Raw genomic sequence first — 20772 nt, 5'->3', positions numbered from 1 at the left:
GTCTGTACACTTGTTAATTGTTTAGAACATTAACCCGAATATTTTCAAGGTGAGCGTGACGTCTGACGACGACCTCCGCTTCTTTCATTTTCGACCAACTGGCAATAATACTTTTTGCCTTTGCTTGATCGGTCATATCGACTGAGTTCACTTCTACTGCCACATCCCCTTTTTTCAACCCTGAATGGCTGTAGAAGGTGGAAGCGTCCTTTGGATTAATGTTATAGCCTTCCAGTTGCCCCTTTTCGATTATTGGTTTTAACACCAGATAATCATCCAGATGCACATTGTCCGCACCTGCATCTTTCGTCGAATGGGTTACCGGGCCGTTGTCAACGCCGCCCTTAAAATAATCAGGTTTATTTAAAGCCAGTACCTGCGTAGCACCTTCGTAATTAACCACCACATTATCTTTGTTAATTTCCTGAATATAGGCATCGTTAAATCCGGCCAGTGGCTCACCTTCGCGGTAACTCTTTTGACCACCGGGTGTTTTGATGACGGCGAAGGAAAGCCAGGTATCATCACTGCGTACGATGCCTTCAATTTCCGCAGCCAGAGGGGCTTTGACTGCCGCAGGTAAGTTATCCTGACGTACAGCAGCGGCGAAAAGTGTGAATGTCTTTTCTTCACGAGGATTTTTCGCTGGCTGCACATCAGAATTAACCAACTTATTCGTCACTTTTTTATAATCTTTAAACGTCCGATACCCTTGCTGGCCGCAAAAAATTAACAGCACAAACATAATGCAAGGCGTTATCCACCGAGACAGATATGAGAACCTCATTTTTCATCTGGCCTTTAGCAAAGCGAAAATAAGCAGCATCACGCTGCACTAATATGTGTGGAAAGCGTAATCCCTCGCGATAAATACGACCACTGGCTTTGCCGCTAACTTTCATGAAAAAACATATTGACCGTATAAAATTCAGATGTTAGGTATCGACAGCAGGATATTTTTACCCTGTGTATAAATTGCCCCCTCGGTGGCGTTGCTTTACTTTCTCGTCCTGTTGCTATTCAATCAGAGACGGTAAGTCGTTATGTATCAGAGCCACTTTAATTTTAAAAATCCGCCCTTTCGGAAGATCACTCGTTTATCCGGGGATTTTCTGGTGCCTTATCATCAGGACGTTTTCAACCTGCTGAAAGAGAAAACCCAGCTGGCGGGAATTACGGGGCTCTTTTCTGACGATCTCCCGCTGCTGGGCCAGTTCAGCGATGCCCTGAAATCTGCTAACCCTAATGTTCTTGCCATCAACGCGTTCCCAAAACTGAGTGCCAGTAGCCTGCTGTATAAGCTCAACCCGGGAACGAAAGAGAACAAGAACAGGGTTCAGGCGGTGGATGCGGTGTTGCACCAGTGGCAAGGCGGTAAAACCAGGTCGAAAGTGCTGGTGCTCACCCACACCGAAGCCATGAAAGACACCTGCCGGGAGGTGCTGGCTCTGTTGCTCACGCGCGCCCAGGAGCTGGAGTTTGCTCTTTCCATCGTGCTGATGGGCGCAGCAGCTCAGGAAGCCGTCCTGATGCAGCAATCTGTGTTGCGGGAATATACGCACACCCATCACACGTTGCGCTCGCTCACCTGCCGGGAATATCTCAACTACGTGCAGGCGCAGTGTGACGAACAGGGATGCGAGAACTCACCGTTAACCCCGGCCCGCGTGCGTAAAATGCATGCCCTGACCAAAGGGAATATCAGCAAGCTAAATGAACTGGCGCACCTCGCGATGCTTGCCGCCTGGACCGAGCGTGCAAGCCAGGTCAGCCCACGTCATTTACGCCTGGCCGCGGGAGAAGTCCTGCCCGGGAAAAAATACGGTAAGCGCCTGGCTACCGTGGGGTTATTCGCGTCTGTGCTGTTCGCTGCCTGCGGCTGGTATTTCAGCTCAGCGATGACGGCACGCCTTCCGGTTCAGCTGCCGGTTCCGGTAAGCTGGCGGCATCAGACGCCAAAAGTTCAGGCGCCTGTTGTGCCGGTTATCGATAACGAAATGATCACCCCGTCAGATGCCATGCATCAGCTCTATCTGATGTGGGGTTATGACGCCTCGGCGGACGATGCTCTGTGTCAAAACGCCGCGAAGGTGAATCTGATGTGCAAACAGGGAAATGCCTCACCGGAAGCGCTGACACAGGAGGGCTATCCGTGGATCAGTGAACTGAAAACGGGTAACCACCTTAACTATGCTGTGGTCGCCCGCGTCGGAGAGACCTCAATCGACCTGCTGATGAACAACCGCACCTGGCAGGTGAGCCGCAACTGGTTTAAGCAACACGCGACCGGAAACTACACCCAACTGCACAGCCTGACGCCGGAAGGTAAAGACGCGATCGGCGCCGCCAGCGACAGTAAAGATATGACCTGGCTTGACCAGCAGTTGAGTCAGGCCCTTGCCCAACCGGAAACCCACTCTCAAACCTGGACGGCGGAAATGATGAAACGCACCCGCGAGTTCCAGCAAAAAATGCATCTGCATGTGGATGGTATTCCCGGGGAAGAGACGTTGATGCAGTTAATGCGCGTAACCAATACCACGCCGAGCGTATTGATTCAGACCACTCAAACGCAGGAGGGGCGTTCCTGATGTCTACCATCTGTCTTGCGGCTCAGCGCAGCTACACAACCGGGGAGGCGGTCTGGTTTTCGTATCGTTTCCCCCACCTGAGAACAATATTCACCTACACCGTCGTATGGATGGTGAGTCTGTGTGCCATGCTGATGGCGGGACTGTACACGCATACCTACTGGAACCTGCGTCATCCCGCACCGGAACTGGCAAAAAAGGTCAGCGTCGTAAAACCCGAGACGCAGATTTCAGATATGCACTATGTGTATGTGAGTAAACCGTTCCCGCATCCGGAGCCGAAACCTGCGCCAGTACACCATGATATTCCTGCCATGCAGGATCTTCCCATTAACAGCGATGATGCCGACTGGCAGCAGGCACCTCAGGGTACGGAACCGCACGATACGTCGCGGGATACGTTACCCGGAACTGAAGCTCACGATGTTTCGCCCGCCAGCACAGACACAAATAATTCATCGTTAACCGAGTTGTTTAAGCAGGCATTAAAAGAACAAGAACAGGATTACTCGCACGGAAAAATTCCCGCGCCGCCAGTTGACGAAACGCAGGAGAATTCACAGTCTGGTGTATTACATAAAGCAGACACCCGATCGCCTTTGAGTCAGAAAGGCGATCGGCTGGAATAATTAATATTTCTCAGGCAATGTTGCCATATTAAGGAGACGCCCCTTTTCCACGACAATATACTGACCTTTTTTCAGGTCGGAGAGAATTTTAATGATGGTACTACGCGCCAGATTGGTGTACTCCTGAATATAATCATAGACATTAATATCACGTTGATGATGAATAATCAGTTCATTAATTTCGTACAGGAATTCGCGTACGACTGAATAGGCACTGCGGGCAACCAACACATCGTCTCGTTTGCTCAGCATACAAATGTACCAGGAGAGGACTTTAGTCAGTTCCGGCCATAAGTTGTTTTCAGTCATTAGCTGGGCGAAAACCTCTTTTTTAATTGAGCGCACCACGGTATTGGCACGAACGAGGCCATACATGTGCGTTGCGTTGTAGTACATGGCAGAGAGACCAAAAATGCACTGGCCCGTCACAGTGAACATACACAGCTCGTCGGATTCACGGCGGAACTCAACTTCGCCGCTGACGATAATATGAATATACTGTGAATCAGAGGTCGATATTTTTTGCCATTTCTTTAAGGTTCTTTCTTCAAAACCTGACGTTGCAGAGATAATGGTTTCCATTTCATGCTGCGGACGTAATTTTTTCGCATAGATGCTTAACATTATTATACCCGATTTAAGATGTGAAATTTAAAAAGTAAGACTAAGGTATAAAACCTTAACCTTTTAATATTTTCCTGATGATATTCTCAAGGAGAAAATAAAGGGCGAGTACGTTATATTTATTTGCCGCATTACTTAGCAAGCTATGTGTCTATCTTAAATCCGGATAATTTTAAGTCAATTAACTAAAAATGAATTAAGTTTGTACTTAAGATTAATCTCAAGCAATTCAGCATAAACAGGCGCATTCGGGGGCAATCCGAAGGATTACCCCTGCCCGTATTTCTCTAGAAGTGCTTCTGCAATGGCCATCGTTTCGATATCCGCGACTCCGTTCCACAGATCGGGCCGGAAATGCATCTGGAAGACCATGATGATGCGTTTTTGCTGCGCCGGCGTACTGTCTGCCGGTACTTCATAGCCATAACGCGCAAGGAGATCGAGTAACGCGGGAGTATCCACCTGTTGATAGCGCGGACGCCCGTTCATATAGAACGCAACACGTGAGGGATCGGGCCATGCGCCGATGCCTTGCTGAGCCAGCTGTCGCCACGGAAACAACGGACCGGGGTCATCTTTACGCTGCGGCGCGATATCCGAATGGGCCACGACATTTTCAGGTCTGATGTTGTAGCGGGCAATAATGTCTTTGGCGAGCGGCACCAGCGCCGCGATCTGCGCAGGTTCAAAAGGAGTAAAGTGCTTAACGCCAGACGTCTTTTGCCAGCCACGGTTTTCCAGCTCAATGCCGACAGATGTATCATTGATACGATTAGTACCCCGCCAGAAGCTAATGCCTGCATGCCAGGCCAGCTCGCTCTCGGGCACCAGTTGCCAGATGCGCGGTTTTCCTTCCGGTGCCGGTGGCTTTGCAGGGATCAAATAGTGAGAGCTGACGTTTTTATCCGTTAGCGTGGCGAGCGAGCTGTCAAAATCATCCGCGGTGTAGTGGATCACCAGCACCTTGATGCGCGGGTAAGCCGCCTGCGCCTGATGCCGGGTATCCAGCTCGTAGGCACCTTTATCAATAATCCCTTTTTCAGCGGTGCACCCTGCCAGCAACAGCGCCAGCAGGAGCGCCGTAAGCGAACGCGTCATCGAAGAGTTTTCACCGCCGTACCGCTTACGCTCACCATCAGCATGCTGGCATCTTTCCCGACCGTTTCGTAGTCGATATCAATCCCCACGACCGCATCCGCGCCGAGCGCTTCCGCCTGCTCGCCGAGCTCTTTAAAGGCAATCTCGCGCGCTTTGCGCAGCTCTTTTTCGTATGCGCCAGAGCGTCCACCCACGATATCGCGGATGCCGGCAAAAAAGTCACGGAAGATGTTGGCACCGAGAATCGCTTCACCGGTGACCACACCGCAGTACTCGGTAATGGTCTGCCCTTCCAGGGTTGGCGTCGTTGAAAACTGCATATTTTATCTCCTTCTTTAGCGTTCAATGCCTTAGGCACAGCATTATCGGTTCGTTACGCTATGATTGAAAGGATAGTTAATAAATAAGGAAATCAACATGCGCTATTCTGCTTTAACACTTTTCGTGCCCTGCGCGCTGGTGCTCAGCGCCTGTACTACCACGGTCACGCCAGCCTTTAAGGATATCGGTACCCGCAGCGGCCCCTGTATTGATGGCGGCCCGGACACCGTGGCGCAGCAGTTCTATGATTATCGCATTCAGCACCGCAGCAACGATCTCACCGGCCTGCGCCCGTATCTCAGCGATGGACTGGCAAAATTGCTGAACGACGCCACCCGCGATCCGCAGCACAACGCGCTGTTGAAATCCGATCCGTTCTCCAGCCGCGCCACGCTGCCTGACAGCGCCGAAGTGGCCAGCGCGTCAACTATCCCGAACACGGATGCGAGAAACATTCCGCTGCGTGTGAAGCTAACTCAGGGTACTCAGACCTGGCAGGATGAAGTGCTGATGATCCGTGAGGGTCAATGCTGGGCGGTGGACGACGTACGCTACGTCGGCGGCAGCGTTCATGCCCCGGCAGGCACGCTGCGTCAGTCGATTGAAAACCGTTAAACCATCCGATACAAAATTGTAACCCCCGAAAAATGTGCGGCATTTCATTCGGAATGCCGACATTTATACTCGCCGACCTTGCCGTTCGCTATTTTGTGCTATGTTTAAGAGGAAATACGGGTTATATTTAACTTTTAACGCAGAAATATTGCATAACTATTCTGTCAACGGTACTATCTGCGGCCTCAATTGCTATAGATTGCCTGGATGAGTAAAGACTGCCCCGATGAGTATTAAACTAAACGGCATTAACTGCTTCTACGGCGCACACCAGGCGCTGTTTGACATCACGCTGAACTGCCCGGAAGGCGAAACGCTGGTTTTGCTTGGCCCAAGCGGTGCAGGTAAAAGCTCCCTTCTGCGTGTCCTTAATCTGCTTGAAATGCCACGTTCAGGTACGCTGGCAATCGCCGGTAACCATTTTGATTTCGCGAAAACCCCGTCTGATAAAGCGATTCGCGAACTGCGTCAAAACGTCGGCATGGTCTTCCAGCAATACAATCTCTGGCCGCATCTGACCGTGCTGCAAAACCTGATTGAAGCCCCGTGCCGCGTGCTGGGGTTAAGCAAAGATCAGGCGATTGCGCGTGCCGAAAAACTGCTGGAACGTCTGCGTCTTAAGCCTTACAGCGACCGCTATCCGCTGCACCTTTCTGGTGGACAACAACAGCGTGTGGCGATTGCCCGTGCGTTGATGATGGAGCCTGCGGTACTGCTGTTTGATGAACCGACGGCGGCGCTGGACCCGGAAATCACCGCCCAGATCGTCAGCATCATTCGTGAACTGGCGGAAACCAATATTACTCAGGTCATCGTAACCCACGAAGTGGAAGTGGCGCGCAAAACCGCCAGCCGCGTGGTTTACATGGAAAACGGTTATATCGTCGAGCAAGGTGATGCGAGCTGCTTCTCCAACCCGCAAACCGATGCCTTCAAAAACTATTTATCTCATTGATTGTGTCAGGGGAAATATAATGAAAAAAGTATTACTTGCCGTGCTGCTTGCTGGCGTTACCCTTTCCGCTACCGCAGCCCAGACCATTCGTTTCGCCACGGAAGCGTCTTACCCTCCGTTTGAGTCCATGGATGCCAGCAACAAGATTGTGGGCTTCGATGTGGATCTGGCAAACGCCCTGTGTAAAGAGATCGACGCAACCTGTACCTTCAGCAACCAGGCGTTCGACAGCCTGATTCCAAGCCTGAAGTTCCGCCGTATCGACGCCGTGATGGCCGGTATGGACATCACGCCTGAGCGCGAAAAACAGGTGCTGTTTACCACCCCTTACTACGACAACTCCGCCCTGTTCATTGGTCAGAAAGGGAAATTCACCTCTGTTGATCAGCTGAAAGGCAAGAAAGTCGGTGTACAGAACGGCACCACGCACCAGAAATTCATCATGGATAAACATCCGGAGATCACCACTGTTCCGTATGACAGCTACCAGAACGCGAAGCTGGATCTGCAGAATGGCCGTATTGACGGCGTCTTCGGTGATACCGCTGTCGTGACCGAGTGGCTGAAAGCCAACGACAAGCTGGCACCAGTGGGTGACAAAGTGACCGATAAGGATTACTTCGGCACCGGTCTGGGGATTGCCGTTCGTCAGGGCAACACTGAGCTGCAGCAGAAATTTAACGCTGCGCTGGAAAAAGTGAAGAAAGACGGCACCTACGAAACCATCTACAAAAAATGGTTCCAGAAGTAATTCCTGATGAATGAAATTTTTCCTTTAGCAAGCGCCGCCGGGATGACCGTCGGCCTTGCCGTTTGCGCACTGATTATCGGCCTTGTGCTGGCGATGTTCTTCGCGGTGTGGGAATCAGCAAAATGGTTCCCCGTCGCCTGGGCAGGCTCCGCGTTGGTCACCGTGCTGCGTGGACTACCGGAAATCCTGGTGGTCCTCTTTATCTATTTCGGTTCCTCACAGCTGCTGTTAATGCTGTCGGACGGCTTCACCATTAATCTTGGCGTTGCGCAGATCCCGGTGCAGATGCAAATTGAGAATTTTGACGTTAGCCCGTTCCTGTGCGGCGTCATTGCCCTCTCTCTGCTCTACTCCGCCTACGCGTCGCAAACGCTGCGCGGTGCGCTGAAAGCGGTACCGCAGGGGCAATGGGAATCCGGTCAGGCGTTAGGCTTGTCGAAGTCAGCCATCTTCTTCCGTCTGGTGATGCCGCAAATGTGGCGTCATGCCCTGCCGGGGCTCGGTAACCAGTGGCTGGTGCTGCTGAAAGATACCGCTCTGGTGAGCCTGATAAGCGTAAATGATTTGATGCTGCAAACCAAAAGCATCGCCACCCGTACTCAGGAGCCGTTTACCTGGTACATTGTGGCGGCAGCTATCTACCTGGTGATTACGTTGCTCAGTCAGTACATCCTCAAGCGTATTGACCTGCGTGCGACGCGCTTTGAACGGAGACCAGGCTGATGCTTGAATATTTTCCCGAGTTGATGAAAGGGCTGCACACCAGCCTGACGCTGACCGTGGCGTCCATCATCGTGGCGCTGATCCTGGCCCTTATCTTCACCATCATTCTGACGCTAAAAACGCCGGTGCTGGTGTGGATTGTGCGCGGCTACATCACCCTGTTTACCGGTACGCCGCTGCTGGTGCAGATCTTCCTGATTTACTACGGGCCCGGCCAGTTCCCGTCGCTGCAGAACTACCCGGTTATCTGGCACCTGCTCTCTGAGCCGTGGCTGTGTGCCCTGATTGCTCTTTCGCTGAACAGTGCTGCCTACACCACCCAACTGTTCTACGGGGCTATCCGCGCTATTCCTGAAGGGCAATGGCAGTCGTGCGGGGCGCTGGGCATGAGCAAGAAAGACACGCTGGCGATTTTGCTGCCGTACGCCTTTAAGCGCGCGCTCTCCTCGTACTCCAACGAAGTGGTGCTGGTGTTCAAGAGTACCTCTCTGGCCTACACCATCACCCTGATGGAAGTGATGGGTCACGGACAGTTGTTGTACGGACGCACCTATGACGTGATGGTATTTGGTGCCGCAGGCGTGGTGTATCTGGTGGTTAACGGTCTGTTGACGCTGATGATGCGCCTGATTGAGCGTAAAGCGCTGGCATTTGAGCGCAGAAATTAACCACGCGAATGCATAAAACGGTATTCATGGAGCGGGTAACCTGATGGGTTATCCGCTTTTTTTTACAACAGACATAATATTTAATCATTTTTATTGCATACAAATTCATTAACTGGCATTGTACATCCAGGCCGCAGACACGGCGCATAAATAAGACAGACGGGAGCATTACAATGAAAAAGTTAGTTCTGGCCGCATTACTCGCAACCTTCGCCGCTGGCGCATCCGCTGCGGATAAAATCAATTTCGGCGTGTCCGCCACCTATCCGCCGTTTGAATCGCTGGATGCCAGCAACCAGATCGTCGGTTTCGATATCGATCTGGCAAAAGCGCTGTGCAAACAAATGCAGGCCGACTGCACCTTTACTAACCATGCTTTTGACAGCCTGATCCCGTCGCTGAAGTTCAAAAAATACGACGCGGTGATCTCCGGGATGGACATCACGCCTGAACGCAGCAAGCAGGTCGCGTTCACCGACCCGTACTACGCCAACTCGGCGGTGGTGATTGCGAAGAAAGGGGCTTATAAATCCTTTGACGAGCTGAAAGGCAAACGCATTGGGATGGAAAACGGCACCACGCACCAGAAATACCTGCAGGACAAACATCCTGAAGTGAAAACCGTGGCCTACGACAGCTACCAGAACGCGATTATCGACCTGAAAAATGGCCGTATTGATGGCGTGTTTGGTGACACTGCCGTGGTGAACGAGTGGCTGAAAACGAACCCGCAGCTGGGTACCGCAACCGAGAAAGTGACCGATCCACAGTACTTCGGTACCGGTCTGGGCATTGCAGTACGTCCGGATAACAAAGCGTTGCTGGAAAAACTGAACGGCGCCCTGAAAGCAATTAAAGCGGACGGCACCTATCAGAAAATCAGCGATCAGTGGTTCCCGCAGTAAGTATTTTTGCCGGGTGATGGTTTCGCCTTACCCGGCAATTTCTTACAACGGCACAAAGAACCGGAAACGTGCCCCGCTCACCGAATCCATCAGCCTGATCCCTCCCCCATGCAGCTCCAGCATTCGCTTCACAATCAGCAAGCCTAATCCGCCGCGATTCTCCCGCGATGCCTGCGGGTTTAACGCAGAAGGACGCTGAAACAGATCGTCACGCAATGCACGCTCGATACCTGAGCCACTGTCCGCCACCTCAACCTGCAGAAGCCCATTCTCCTGCCAGACCTTAAGCAAAATCTCGCCTCCTGCCGGGGTATGGCGAACGGCATTATCCAGCAAATTCGTGACCACCCGCTCAATCATCGACACATCGGCATACACCAGCGGCAGCGGGCCAGGGACGTCTATATGCATTCGCAACTGCCTTGTCTGTGTGGTCAGTTCGAATTTTTGCGCCACATCTGAAATCAATTCAGCCATGGCAAAACGTTCGCGCTGTGGTTTAATCCCCCCATGCTCAAGGCGCGCCAGTTCAAACAGCTGTTGAGAGAGATGGCGCACTTTCTGTCCCTGACGCAGTGCGATAGCCAGGTATTGATTCTGCTCCTCGGCACTCAACGTGGCGGACTTAAGCGAGAGGGTTTCGAGATACCCCAGCAGCGAAGTCAGCGGCGTGCGAAGATCGTGAGAGATATTGGCGATAAACTCCCTGCGCTGGCGGTCACCGTCAGCCAGTTGATCCCATTGTGAGGCAATCTTGCGCGATAATTCGATAAACGTGTTACGAAGCAGTTCAACTTCGTTTTCAGGAGCCAGATTGACCGGCCGGGCGGCCAGACTTTTTATGGCGCTGATGCTGTCCTGCTCAAGGTCATTTACCTCGCTGGTTAACTGTTCCACTGGACGGGTAACCCATTTTTTGACCAACCACCAGGCCAGTGCGCCAAAGAGTAATGCCAGTAAAAGCGATCCTACGATAGCGTCGGTCAGGGCCTTGTGCCACGCGGTGTTCGCCAGTGCATTCAGGTCTTCGCCCTGGAGAATAATATACAAGTAGGAGTGCAGATTGCCGTTAAGGAGGATCGGCGCCACGCTGAACACCTTACGTTGATCCAGACTTCGTGGATCATCGCCATACACAGGGAAAGCAGCCCCGGATAAATAGTTGTTTAACGGGGTAAGGTCAATCGTTTGACGCTTCATGTGCCCGACCGGGGCCGCGTCTGCCACAATATGTCCCTGAGGCGACACCACATAGAGTTCAACGCTGGGATTAAGCGTCATCAGACGATCGAACAGCGATTTGAGATTCTCAGCGTTTGCTTTACCCTGGTTATCAAGAAGCGGTTCACTGTTCACTATCTGCTGCGCCAACCCCGCTGACAGACGTTGCACCATGGCATCGCCGTACTGCTTACTGCTATAAAGCTGCACGCCACATGCCACAAACATGCATAAAACAAGCGTGGCGCTAAAAAGAAGTGACAGGCGCTGGCTCAAGGTTAAGTGGCTTATCATGCGTGGGGCTCCGCTTTTTCGACGGCAAATTTGTACCCTTTCCCCCACACCGTCAGGATGATATCTGGCTCTGCAGCATCTTTTTCAATTTTGACGCGCAGACGGTTAATGTGCGTATTTACCGTGTGCTCGTACCCTTCATGCTGGTAGCCCCAGACATGATCCAGCAACGATAAACGGGAGAACACCTCGCCCGGATGACGGGCAAACCAGTAGAGCAAATCAAACTCACGCGGGGTCAAGTCAATGGTTTCCCCCCGCAGGCGAACCTCTCGTGCCAGGGGGTCAATTTCCATGCCGTGACAGCGAATAATACCCGCCTCCAGACGAAGATTTTGCCCCATCGCTTCCTGACGTCGAAAGAGCGCCTTGACGCGAGCAATCAGCTCCAGAACGGAAAACGGTTTAGGCAGGTAGTCGTCAGCCCCCATCTCGAGCCCCAGCACCCGGTGCGTCTCGCTGGTGCGTGCGCTGATGATAATGACAGGCAGATAGCGGGTCATCTGGCGGATACGGCGACAGATCTCCAGCCCGTCCACGCCAGGCAGCATCAGATCGAGGATCACGGCATCCCAGTGCTGTTTTTCCAGTTGGAGCAGCGCACGTTCGCCATCGGCTTCGTGCACAATCTCAAAACCTTCATCTTTTAAGTTCAGGCTCAGGAAGGCGGCGATATCGCTATCGTCCTCCACCAGCAATATTTTCTTTGCGTTACTCATGACCCACATCCACGCCGTTTCATTACAGTTGAGCTTACCTAATAACGCCCGCCGGAGTTATCACATTTTATTTAAACTTCCGTGAGGATGTGGTGACCGAATTTATCTTAGGATTTGACCACGCAATGGAATAACGAGGTCACCATGTCTCTGCCAACAGCTGTTATTCATCCCCTTTGGGTCAGGGTGTGTCACTGGATTAATGCCCTCGCCATGGCTGGCATGGTATTCAGCGGATGGCGAATTTATAACGCCTCGCCGTTGTTCCCATTCACTTTTCCGTCCTCTTTCACGCTGGGAGGCTGGCTGGGCGGCGCGCTGCAGTGGCACTTCGCCATGATGTGGGTTTTAGGTATTAACGGCCTGATCTACTGCACGTTAGGTATTGTCACCGGGCGCTTTGCTCGCACCTTTTTCCCTTTGTCTGTTAAGGGGTTACTCAAGGATATGGCGCTGGCCCTGCGGGGAAAACTGCAGCATGCCGATCTCAGCCACTACAACATGGTGCAAAAACTGGCCTACTTGCTGGCCATATTAACCGGCGTAATGCTTGTGCTTTCCGGGCTGGTTATCTGGAAATCCGTTCAGTTTCCGCTTTTACGTGAACTGCTGGGAGGCTATGACACCGCACGTTACATCCACTTCTTTTGTATGTCCTTCATTGTTGTGTTTGTCGTGATCCACCTGCTTATGGTGCTGCTCGTTCCTAAAACATTACTGGCAATGCTACGCGGTCGCTAAGGGTATCTCATGAAAAAACCAACCTTTCTCTCTTCCCGCGACGCGGAATATCTGGTCAAGGACGCCGAAAAATCCGTAAATGCACAGCGACGTCACTTTCTTAAACAGGGGCTGACGTTAGGCGGGATTATGCTGCTTACAGGCTGTGACCTGAGCGACAACGCCAGTGTTGAAACTGCACTTTCACGAATGTCGCGCTTTAACGATCGTGTCCAGGGTTTCCTGTTCAGCGACCGTCATCTGGCACCTGAATATACCGAAAGCGACATCACCCGCCCTTTCCCGTTTAACGCCTTTTACGATCGCGACCAAATTCCGCAGGTCGACGGCCGGGATTATCAACTCGCCATTCGCGGCCTGGTGCGAGACACCCGCAGCTGGTCCCTGCCTGAGTTGTATCGTATGCAGCAGGTAAACCAGATCACGCGCCATATTTGCGTGGAAGGATGGAGCGCGATTGGCCGTTGGGGTGGAATCCCCTTCCGCCATTTTCTGCAGGCGATCGGTGCCGACACCCGCGCCAAATACATCAGCTTCCGCTGTGCGGATGATTACTACACCAGCATTGATATGGCGACCGCGTTGCACCCGCAAACGCTGCTCGCCCTAACCTGGGATAACCAAATCCTCCCTCCTGAGTACGGTTATCCCATGAAACTCCGTATCCCGACCAAGCTGGGGTACAAAAACCCGAAGCATATTCAGGTCATTGAAATCACCAATCGCTTCCCCGGCGGTTACTGGGAAGACCAGGGTTACAACTGGTTTGGTGGCAGTTAATACAACAACGTAAACGACGAGGAATACCATGAAAAAAATGATCATTGCAGCAACCGTGCTTTCAGCTCTGTTTATGGCAAATGTGCAGGCGGCAGACTCCATGAACAAAGAGACGATGGCAAAAGACACCATGTCCCAGCCACACGATAAAATGTGTAAGGGCGACATGTGCAAAGACGCCATGAAGAAGGATCACATGGGGAAAGACAAAATGGGCAAAATGGACAACATGAAAAAGGATGAGATGGGTAAAAAAGACGCCATGAGCCAGTAAGTCTCATCGCAGCCGGAGGCACCCGCCCTCCGGCTGCTTCACTTATTGTTTAACGAGTAGCGTCAACACTTCATAGTGCGCAGTGTGCGGGAACATATCGAAAAGCTGAACGCGCTCAATGCGATAATCCGGCAAATGCGCAATATCTTTCGCCATCGTCTGCGCGTTGCAGCTTGAATAGACGATGTAATCCGGTGCCATCTGGCTCAGGTAATCGCATAGCGCTTGTCCGATGCCACGGCGCGGCGGGTTTACCAGTACCAGCTCTGGCACATTACCCTGCCCGGTCGCGAACTGCGTAGAGTCCAGCGCCTGGAAGTGCAGATTCGTTAACCCCAGCTCAGCGGCGGACTGTCTGGCGCAGGCAATCGCCTCAGCAGAGATCTCAATCCCGGTAAGCTGCATCTCAGGCGTGGCGCAGTGCAGGCCAAATCCCCCCACGCCGCAGAACAGATCCCACATATGATGGATGTTTAACGCCCGAACCCAGTCGCGCGCGGTGGCGTACAGCGCACTGGCGACAGTCGGGTTGGTCTGGAAGAAGCTTTGCGGGCGGATCCACAGCGGCACACCGTTGAAATTCTCCGCCAGCGCGTGCTGTTCGGTGAAGAAGACCTCTTTTTCCCCTTCCATGATCGCCATATGCACCGGCTGAATATTTGCCGTAATGACCTTAAGCTGCGGAAGCTGTTCCTGCAACCACGGCAACGCCGCGCGAAGCTGTTCCAGCTTGGTTTCAGAACGCAGAACGAAACGCAGCATCATACCGCCGTCAATCTGGCTTTCCGTCAGCAGAAGGTATTTCAGCTCACCGCGCTTGCGGGCGACGTTGTAAGGCGTTAACCCGGCCCGCGCAATAAACGGTTTGAGTGCCGCAAAGACGGGCTCAAATGAGGTGGGGTAAAGCGGGCAATCAGTTAAGTCTTCTGGTGCGCCATCACGATGCAACATTCCCAGCAGCGGTTTTTCAACGCTGCCGCTGACCACCATTTTGGCTTTGTTGCGAAAGCCCTGCTCCGGGCCGCTGACGGGTGCGCACCACTCGCCCACCGCATGTTCAGCCAGCAGCTGTTGCAGGTCGGCCATTTTGGCGGTGAGTTGTTGAGAGACCGGCTGTTCTATCCACTGACAGGAGCGGCAGCGACCGGCGTCATAGAGTGCGCACTGCATATGAAGACCTTAAAAATCACGAGGGCTGCGATTATATACACAAAATCATTCAAGTTGTATCAAGGCGGCAAGTCTGAGAATCCCCAGGAGCTTACTCAAGTAAGTGACTGGGGTGAACAGACGCGGCCAACGCAGAGACGGCTTGAAGGATGACGTGTATACACATTATTGCAGGCGGAAGAATCTCCGACTGGAGGCCGGAACGAAGAGTAAAAAGAGCACCAGTATGTCCGGCAGTTTTTGCATAAACAGCGCGCGCAGGATTTCGCGTTTGGATTCACCGGCAATGCTGAACAGCTCCGGGTAGCCATATCCCAGCGAGGCGGCCCACAGATAGCTGGCGGCGGTAATTTGCGTCAGCAGATAGACCCAGCGCGCCCAGTTGCGCCCTTTCACCAGCGAAAAGGCGCAGTAGATCTCGATAAACACCAGCACCAGGCTGCTCAGAAAGACCAGCGTCAGATTCCACGTCTGCACGCTGCGGTGAATAAATTCACCAATGCCGCGCGCGCCCAGGGTGTTCAGAATCATCAGCACATCCAGGCAGCGGATCATAATAATGGCGAGCGCCGCCACCTGAACCAGCGCAGGAACATTTGGACGAGCGTGCGTAGGACGTGATTTCTTTAATAATCCCAATGTTTTACTTCCCTGAAAAACAGTGCCGCGTCGTACGCGGCACATCACTGGAAATTTTAAATCCTTCAGCCGCGTCTTGCACGCTGGATATCACGCACACGCTGTTTTTCCGCGCGCGCCATCAAATACCAGGCGATAAATCCGACAATTCCGACCACGCCAAGAATAATCGAGGCCAGGGCGTTGATTTCCGGGTTCACCCCCATGCGCACGCTGGAGAAGACCAGCATCGGCAGCGTCGTCGCCCCCGGGCCAGAAACAAAGCTGGCGATAACCAGATCGTCGAGCGACAGGGTAAACGCCAGCAGCCAGCCCGAGATCACCGCTGGCATAATCATCGGCAGGGTGATGATGAAAAAGACCTTCAGCGGCGTCGCACCAAGATCCATCGCCGCCTCTTCAATGGAGCGATCCAGCTCGCGCAGACGCGAGGAGATCACCACCGCCACGTATGCGGTACAGAAAGTGACGTGTGCCAGCCAGATGGTGAGCATCCCGCGATCCGCCGGCCAGCCGATGGCATGCGCCAGCGCCACGAACAGCAGCAGCAACGCCAGACCGGTGATCACGTCCGGCATAACCAGCGGGGCGGTGATCATAAAAGCAAAGCCGTTCGAACCGCGAAAACGCCCGAAGCGCACCATCACCAGTGCAGCGATGGTCCCCAGCACCGACGCCATGGTTGCGGCCAGCGCAGCAATCGTCAGGCTCAGCCCCACCGCGCTCATCATCGCATCATCGTGGAATAACTCGCTGTACCAGCGCGTCGACCAGCCAGCCCAGACCGTCACCAGTTTGGAGCTGTTGAAGGAGTAGATCACCAGCATCAGCATCGGCGCATACAGGAAGGTAAAGCCAATCACCAGGATCGCAATTCGCCACGGGGAGCGCACTACCGGTAAGTTGTTCATCCGTGGTCTCCCATCTGTTTCTGCTGATGCTTGTGGAACCACATGATCGGCACGATCAGCAGGAGTAACATCACTATTGCCACCGCAGACGCCACCGGCCAGTCGCGGTTATTAAAGAACTCTTGCCACAGCACGCGACCAATCATGATGCTGTCCGGCCCGCCGAGCAGTTCCGGGATCACAAACTCCCCCACCGCCGGAATAAAGACCAGCATCGACCCGGCAATAATCCCGCCTTTGGTCAGCGGGACGATCACACTGAAGAAGGTCTTCAACGGGCGCGCGCCGAGATCGAGCGACGCTTCCACCAGCGAGTAATCAATACGCGTCAGCGCCGTATAAATCGGCAGCACCATAAACGGCAGATAGGCGTAAACAATGCCGATGTAGACAGCGAGGTTGGTGTGCAGGATCGTCAGCGGCTGATCGATAACTCCGAGCCACATCAGGAAGTTATTCAGTACACCGTTATTTTTCAGGATCCCCATCCAGGCGTAAACGCGGATCAGGAACGAGGTCCACGACGGCAGGATCACCAGCAACAGCAAAATGTTACGCGTCGACGGCTTACTGTGCGCCACGGCCCAGGCCAGCGGGTAGCCCATCACCAGACAGCAGATCGTCGAAATCGCCGCCACCTGTAACGACTGTAAATACGCTTCGAAATAGAGCGGATCGTCCGTCAGCTGCAGGAAGTTGCCGAGATTAAGCGTCAGCGTGAGCTGTCCGTCGGCCCAGTCCAGCAGGTTGGTATAAGGCGGGATCGCCCGCGCCATTTCTGCGAGGCTTATCTTGAAAACAATCAGGAACGGCAGCAGGAACAGCAGGATCAGCCACACGTATGGCATGGCGATCACCAGCTTGCGACCGTGGTTCATCTGCATACGCGCCAGCCAGTTCGCAAAACCACCCGTTTTTTCTGTGCGGGCTGGAGGTTCTAGTGTACTCATGGGCCGCTCCTTATACCGTCAGCACAACGCAACTGTCAGCATCCCAGCACAGGCGCACTTCGTCACCCCAGGTCGGCTGCCCCTTGCGATAGCGATGTTCGTTCTGCAACTGAGCGCTGAGCATCTGTCCGCTTTTCAGACGCACATGGTAGATGGAAAGATCGCCCAGGTAGGCAATATGTACCACTTCACCGACGGCAAAGTTATAGCCATCGGCAGGGGGATCCTCACAGAGCATGATTTTCTCCGGGCGCAGCGCGACGTAGACGGGCACGTTATCCACCACCGAGTTATCCGGATCGACCTTAAGCGGATGTTGCAGCCCCGGTGATTCAATGACCAGGCCATCTTCCTGGCGGTCTTTCAGCAGCCCTTCGAAGACGTTGACCGAGCCAATGAACTCCGCGCTGTAGCGGGTAGTCGGGTGCTCATAAATCTCTTCCGGTTCGCCAATCTGCACGAACTTCCCACGGTTCATGATGGCGATACGCCCGGCCATGGTCATTGCCTCTTCCTGGTCGTGAGTCACCATCACGCAGGTCACCCCCACACGTTCGAGGATATCCACCACTTCGAGCTGCATACGGTCGCGCAGTTTTTTATCCAGCGCCCCCATCGGCTCGTCGAGCAGCAACAGTTTTGGACGTTTTGCCAGACTGCGGGCCAGGGCGACACGCTGACGCTGACCGCCAGAGAGCTGGTGCGGTTTACGCTTCGCGAACTCCTGCATGTGAACCAGGCTCAGCATCTCGGCCACACGCGCGGTAATTTCGGCTTTCGGCAGTTTGTCCTGCTTCAGACCAAAGGCGATGTTCTGCTCCACCGTCATGTGCGGAAACAGCGCGTAGGACTGGAACATCATGTTAATCGGGCGCTGATACGGCGGTACGCTGGAGAGATCCACGCCATCCAGCACAATCTGCCCGGCAGTGGGCTGTTCAAAACCGGCCAGCATACGCAGCAGGGTCGACTTACCGCAGCCTGATGCTCCCAGGAGGGCAAAAATTTCACCTTTGTAGATCGTCAAATTGACGTCGTCCACGGCATGCTGGCCATCGAAAGATTTGGTGAGGTTACGAATTTCAAGAAGCGGGGTCAGCGCTTTACGGACTTTCGCCTGCGGGCGGGGGATCGCGTCATTCACGGGGTGCTCTCCGGCAGAAATCAAATCATGGTGCAGGCGCACCATAACGGTGCGCCTGTTGCCGGGGGCGCTGTGCTTGCCCGGCCTACAACTCACGGGTAATTACTTACCGCTTTTCACCTTGGTCCACGCACGGGTACGTACGCGGTCAATTTTTGGATCCTGAACTTTCAGGGTGAACAGCTTGGCGAACACATCCGCAGGCGGATAGATAGCCGGATTATTGCGGATCTCTTCACTGACCAGCGGCACGGAAGCCTTGTTACCGTTCGCGTAGTAGACGTGGTCACTGATATGGGCGATGACGTCAGGACGCATCAGGTAATTGAGGAACTGATAGGCTTCATCTTTGTTTTTCGCATCGGCAGGCATCGCGAAGACGTCAAAGAACGCCAGCGCCCCCTCTTTCGGAATGAAATAGGAAACGTTCACGCCGTTTTTCGCTTCTTTCGCGCGGTTCGCCGCCTGCCACACATCGCCCGCCCAGCCAATCGCGACGCAGATGTCGCCGTTTGCCAGGTCGTTGATGTACTGGGACGAGTGGAAGTAGCGAATGTTTGGACGCAGCTTCAGCAGCAGATCGGTCGCCGGGCCGGTGTAATCGTCAGCCTTGTTGCTGTTTGGATCTTTGCCCAGATAGTTCAGCACGGTGGCGAAAATCTCTTCCGGCGCATCGAGGAAGGAGACGCCGCAGCTTTTCAGCTTCTCAAGGTTTTCCGGCTTCAGCACCACGTCCCAGCTGTCCAGCTTGACGTCCGGGCCCAGCACCGCTTTGACTTTATCGACGTTGTAGCCGATACCGGTAGTCGCCCACAGATAAGGCATGGCGTATTTATTATCAGGGTCGTGCTTCGCAACCAGCTTAAGGACGTCCGGGTCAAGGTTTTTCCAGTTTGGTAACTTGCTCTTATCCAGCGGCTGGAAGACGCCTGCGGTAAGTTGACGCTCCAGGAAGCTTGCGGAAGGCACCACGAGATCAAACCCGGTGCTGCCCGCCATCAGTTTTCCTTCCAGCACTTCGTTGGAATCGAAAACGTCGTAGACCACTTTAATCCCGGTCTCTTTTTCAAAATTGGCGACCGTGTCCGGCGCAATATAATCAGACCAGTTGTAAACGTGCAGCGTTTTTTGTTCCGCAGCGAGCGTGCCGGCAGAGACGGCCATCAGAGCACCCGCAACCAGACCCGATAACCATTTTTTATTCAAGGCGATCATATCTTTATTCCTTCTGAAAGCTCGTTAACAAACGAACTAAAACTGTGCAATCTGAAGATATGCAATAATCATGCATAGTTTGTCGCTCTGCCTAAAATAAAAAGAAACCTCTTTACCCGGCAGCTTCCGCTCGCTTTTTTAAGCATCGCAAGAATAACTGTAGCCCGTGTCTCCGGCTATAGCCCAGACGAAAAAACGCCTTTTATCAATTTTTTATGCAGGTTATGTCTACGTGATAAGCCGAAACGGCCTTGAGGGAGGTGAAAAATTCTTTAAAGAAAGGTTAAAAGCAGCAGAAAAAATGGTCTTCTGCAGCCGCTATGGCAGCGACTGCGCAAAAGTCAGACAGGCTTAGTGAAGAAAATTGGGAGATGCATCATTATTCTCTGCATCATCTTCCGCGCTATACAGCAGATGATGTGCATTGGCTTCCATCATTACCATGGAAATTTGCTCTTCACTCAAGCGCATAAACCATGAGAACTGTTTGAACGACAGCCCGGCACCGGAGAATAAAGACTGGCAAACGACCAGTTTTGGCAGATTATCATCCTGTATGTCGAGAAATGCCTTCACGGTCAAAGAACTGGCATTGATGGCCGACAGGTCGGAGGCCAGCGCCAGCAGCGCAGACGGCTTCACTTCAGCCAGCGCAGAGAAAAGAATCACGTCGTTAATGAGATCGATTTTGGCATCAAAAATGCCATCGAAATTCTGCATATGAGGCAGATGCAGCGCCTGGCAGGAATCGCATTCGAAGAACGTAATCCCGGCATCATCAAGCCATTGACGTAACGTATCCAGTGTTGGAACGACCTGTAAATCCATCGCTGT

The 20772-nt window shown here is 53.1% G+C and carries 24 protein-coding genes; 11 read left to right on the top strand and 13 right to left on the bottom strand.

Annotated elements, in window-relative coordinates; genetic code table 11:
• Positions 1–13: 13 nt before the first annotated feature.
• The gene (gene gspC / locus LCD46_06915; protein ID UOY72040.1) at positions 14–745 is read right to left on the bottom strand and encodes a type II secretion system protein GspC; all 732 of its coding nucleotides are present in this window, start codon (positions 743–745) and stop codon (positions 14–16) included.
• Positions 746–1043: 298 nt separating this feature from the next.
• Between gspC and LCD46_06910 the strand changes: the two genes are divergently transcribed.
• Together LCD46_06910 and LCD46_06905 are read left to right on the top strand one after the other, a co-directional pair.
• Positions 1044–2591, top strand: coding sequence for a peptidoglycan-binding protein (locus LCD46_06910; protein ID UOY72039.1), 1548 nt, complete (start codon positions 1044–1046; stop codon positions 2589–2591).
• Positions 2591–3220, top strand: coding sequence for a hypothetical protein (locus LCD46_06905; GenBank protein UOY72038.1), 630 nt, complete (start codon positions 2591–2593; stop codon positions 3218–3220). Before LCD46_06910 ends, LCD46_06905 begins: the two co-directional genes overlap by 1 nt.
• Here the strand turns inward: LCD46_06905 and LCD46_06900 are convergent, their stop codons facing one another.
• From LCD46_06900 to LCD46_06890, 3 genes are all read right to left on the bottom strand, one after another.
• Positions 3221–3844: a helix-turn-helix domain-containing protein gene (locus tag LCD46_06900; protein UOY72037.1), complete on the bottom strand. Its 624-nt coding sequence runs from the start codon at positions 3842–3844 to the stop codon at positions 3221–3223.
• 267 nt (positions 3845–4111) lie between these two features.
• On the bottom strand, positions 4112–4942 hold the full coding sequence (locus LCD46_06895) for an N-acetylmuramoyl-L-alanine amidase (protein UOY72036.1): 831 nt from the start codon (positions 4940–4942) through the stop codon (positions 4112–4114).
• The gene (locus LCD46_06890; GenBank protein UOY72035.1) at positions 4939–5262 is read right to left on the bottom strand and encodes a heavy metal-binding domain-containing protein; all 324 of its coding nucleotides are present in this window, start codon (positions 5260–5262) and stop codon (positions 4939–4941) included. The genes LCD46_06895 and LCD46_06890 overlap by 4 nt, the downstream gene beginning before the upstream one ends.
• Positions 5263–5359: 97 nt before the next feature.
• Here LCD46_06890 and LCD46_06885 point away from each other — a divergent pair, with 97 nt between their 5' ends.
• The 6 genes from LCD46_06885 (at position 5360) to artJ (LCD46_06860) (ending at position 9880) form a co-directional block, all read left to right on the top strand.
• Positions 5360–5878, top strand: a complete 519-nt coding sequence (locus LCD46_06885; protein UOY72034.1) for a lipoprotein — start codon at positions 5360–5362, stop codon at positions 5876–5878.
• A gap of 226 nt (positions 5879–6104) precedes the next feature.
• On the top strand, positions 6105–6833 hold the full coding sequence (artP, locus tag LCD46_06880) for an arginine ABC transporter ATP-binding protein ArtP (protein UOY72033.1): 729 nt from the start codon (positions 6105–6107) through the stop codon (positions 6831–6833).
• 19 nt (positions 6834–6852) lie between these two features.
• Positions 6853–7584 carry an arginine ABC transporter substrate-binding protein gene (gene artJ, locus LCD46_06875; protein UOY72032.1) on the top strand — a complete coding sequence of 244 codons (732 nt, stop codon included), beginning with the start codon at positions 6853–6855 and terminating at the stop codon, positions 7582–7584.
• Between the two features lie 6 nt (positions 7585–7590).
• Positions 7591–8307 (top strand): arginine ABC transporter permease ArtQ, encoded by a 717-nt coding sequence (artQ, locus tag LCD46_06870; protein UOY72031.1) that lies wholly within the window; start codon positions 7591–7593, stop codon positions 8305–8307.
• The gene (gene artM / locus LCD46_06865) at positions 8307–8975 is read left to right on the top strand and encodes an arginine ABC transporter permease ArtM (GenBank protein UOY72030.1); all 669 of its coding nucleotides are present in this window, start codon (positions 8307–8309) and stop codon (positions 8973–8975) included. Before artQ ends, artM begins: the two co-directional genes overlap by 1 nt.
• A gap of 173 nt (positions 8976–9148) precedes the next feature.
• The gene (gene artJ, locus LCD46_06860; protein UOY72029.1) at positions 9149–9880 is read left to right on the top strand and encodes an ABC transporter substrate-binding protein ArtJ; all 732 of its coding nucleotides are present in this window, start codon (positions 9149–9151) and stop codon (positions 9878–9880) included.
• 42 nt (positions 9881–9922) lie between these two features.
• Here the strand turns inward: artJ (LCD46_06860) and LCD46_06855 are convergent, their stop codons facing one another.
• Both LCD46_06855 and LCD46_06850 read right to left on the bottom strand, forming a co-directional pair.
• The gene (locus LCD46_06855; protein UOY72028.1) at positions 9923–11395 is read right to left on the bottom strand and encodes a HAMP domain-containing histidine kinase; all 1473 of its coding nucleotides are present in this window, start codon (positions 11393–11395) and stop codon (positions 9923–9925) included.
• The gene (locus tag LCD46_06850; protein UOY72027.1) at positions 11392–12114 is read right to left on the bottom strand and encodes a response regulator transcription factor; all 723 of its coding nucleotides are present in this window, start codon (positions 12112–12114) and stop codon (positions 11392–11394) included. The genes LCD46_06855 and LCD46_06850 overlap by 4 nt, the downstream gene beginning before the upstream one ends.
• A 144-nt stretch (positions 12115–12258) precedes the next feature.
• On the opposite strand from LCD46_06850, the gene LCD46_06845 reads away from it, so the two are divergent.
• From LCD46_06845 to LCD46_06835, 3 genes are read left to right on the top strand one after another with little or no spacing between them, the layout of a single operon-like run.
• Positions 12259–12855, top strand: a complete 597-nt coding sequence (locus LCD46_06845; GenBank protein ID UOY72026.1) for a cytochrome b/b6 domain-containing protein — start codon at positions 12259–12261, stop codon at positions 12853–12855.
• A 9-nt stretch (positions 12856–12864) separates the two neighbouring features.
• On the top strand, positions 12865–13635 hold the full coding sequence (locus LCD46_06840) for a molybdopterin-dependent oxidoreductase (protein ID UOY72025.1): 771 nt from the start codon (positions 12865–12867) through the stop codon (positions 13633–13635).
• Positions 13636–13663: 28 nt separating this feature from the next.
• The gene (locus tag LCD46_06835; GenBank protein ID UOY72024.1) at positions 13664–13909 is read left to right on the top strand and encodes a pentapeptide MXKDX repeat protein; all 246 of its coding nucleotides are present in this window, start codon (positions 13664–13666) and stop codon (positions 13907–13909) included.
• A gap of 42 nt (positions 13910–13951) precedes the next feature.
• Here the strand turns inward: LCD46_06835 and rlmC are convergent, their stop codons facing one another.
• The 7 genes from rlmC to LCD46_06800 form a co-directional block, all read right to left on the bottom strand.
• A complete protein-coding gene (rlmC, locus tag LCD46_06830) occupies positions 13952–15079 on the bottom strand; it encodes a 23S rRNA (uracil(747)-C(5))-methyltransferase RlmC (GenBank protein UOY72023.1) in 1128 nt (375 codons plus the stop codon).
• Positions 15080–15244: 165 nt separating this feature from the next.
• A complete protein-coding gene (locus LCD46_06825; GenBank protein UOY72904.1) occupies positions 15245–15763 on the bottom strand; it encodes a YbjO family protein in 519 nt (172 codons plus the stop codon).
• 20 nt (positions 15764–15783) lie between these two features.
• Entirely contained in the window at positions 15784–16629 is an 846-nt protein-coding gene (gene potI, locus LCD46_06820) for a putrescine ABC transporter permease PotI (protein UOY72022.1), read from the bottom strand.
• Positions 16626–17579 (bottom strand): putrescine ABC transporter permease PotH, encoded by a 954-nt coding sequence (gene potH, locus LCD46_06815; GenBank protein ID UOY72021.1) that lies wholly within the window; start codon positions 17577–17579, stop codon positions 16626–16628. The genes potI and potH overlap by 4 nt, the downstream gene beginning before the upstream one ends.
• Positions 17580–17589: 10 nt before the next feature.
• Complete coding sequence (gene potG / locus LCD46_06810) at positions 17590–18723, bottom strand: putrescine ABC transporter ATP-binding subunit PotG (GenBank protein ID UOY72020.1); 1134 nt, start codon at positions 18721–18723, stop codon at positions 17590–17592.
• Positions 18724–18825: 102 nt separating this feature from the next.
• A complete protein-coding gene (gene potF, locus LCD46_06805) occupies positions 18826–19938 on the bottom strand; it encodes a spermidine/putrescine ABC transporter substrate-binding protein PotF (GenBank protein UOY72019.1) in 1113 nt (370 codons plus the stop codon).
• A 351-nt stretch (positions 19939–20289) separates the two neighbouring features.
• Complete coding sequence (locus LCD46_06800; GenBank protein UOY72018.1) at positions 20290–20766, bottom strand: YbjN domain-containing protein; 477 nt, start codon at positions 20764–20766, stop codon at positions 20290–20292.
• Between the last annotated feature and the right edge of the window lie 6 nt (positions 20767–20772).

Origin of the sequence: Enterobacter ludwigii (assembly GCA_023023105.1) — a bacterium.
GTDB lineage: Bacteria > Pseudomonadota > Gammaproteobacteria > Enterobacterales > Enterobacteriaceae > Enterobacter > Enterobacter adelaidei.
This window is presented reverse-complemented; position numbering and strand designations above follow the sequence as displayed.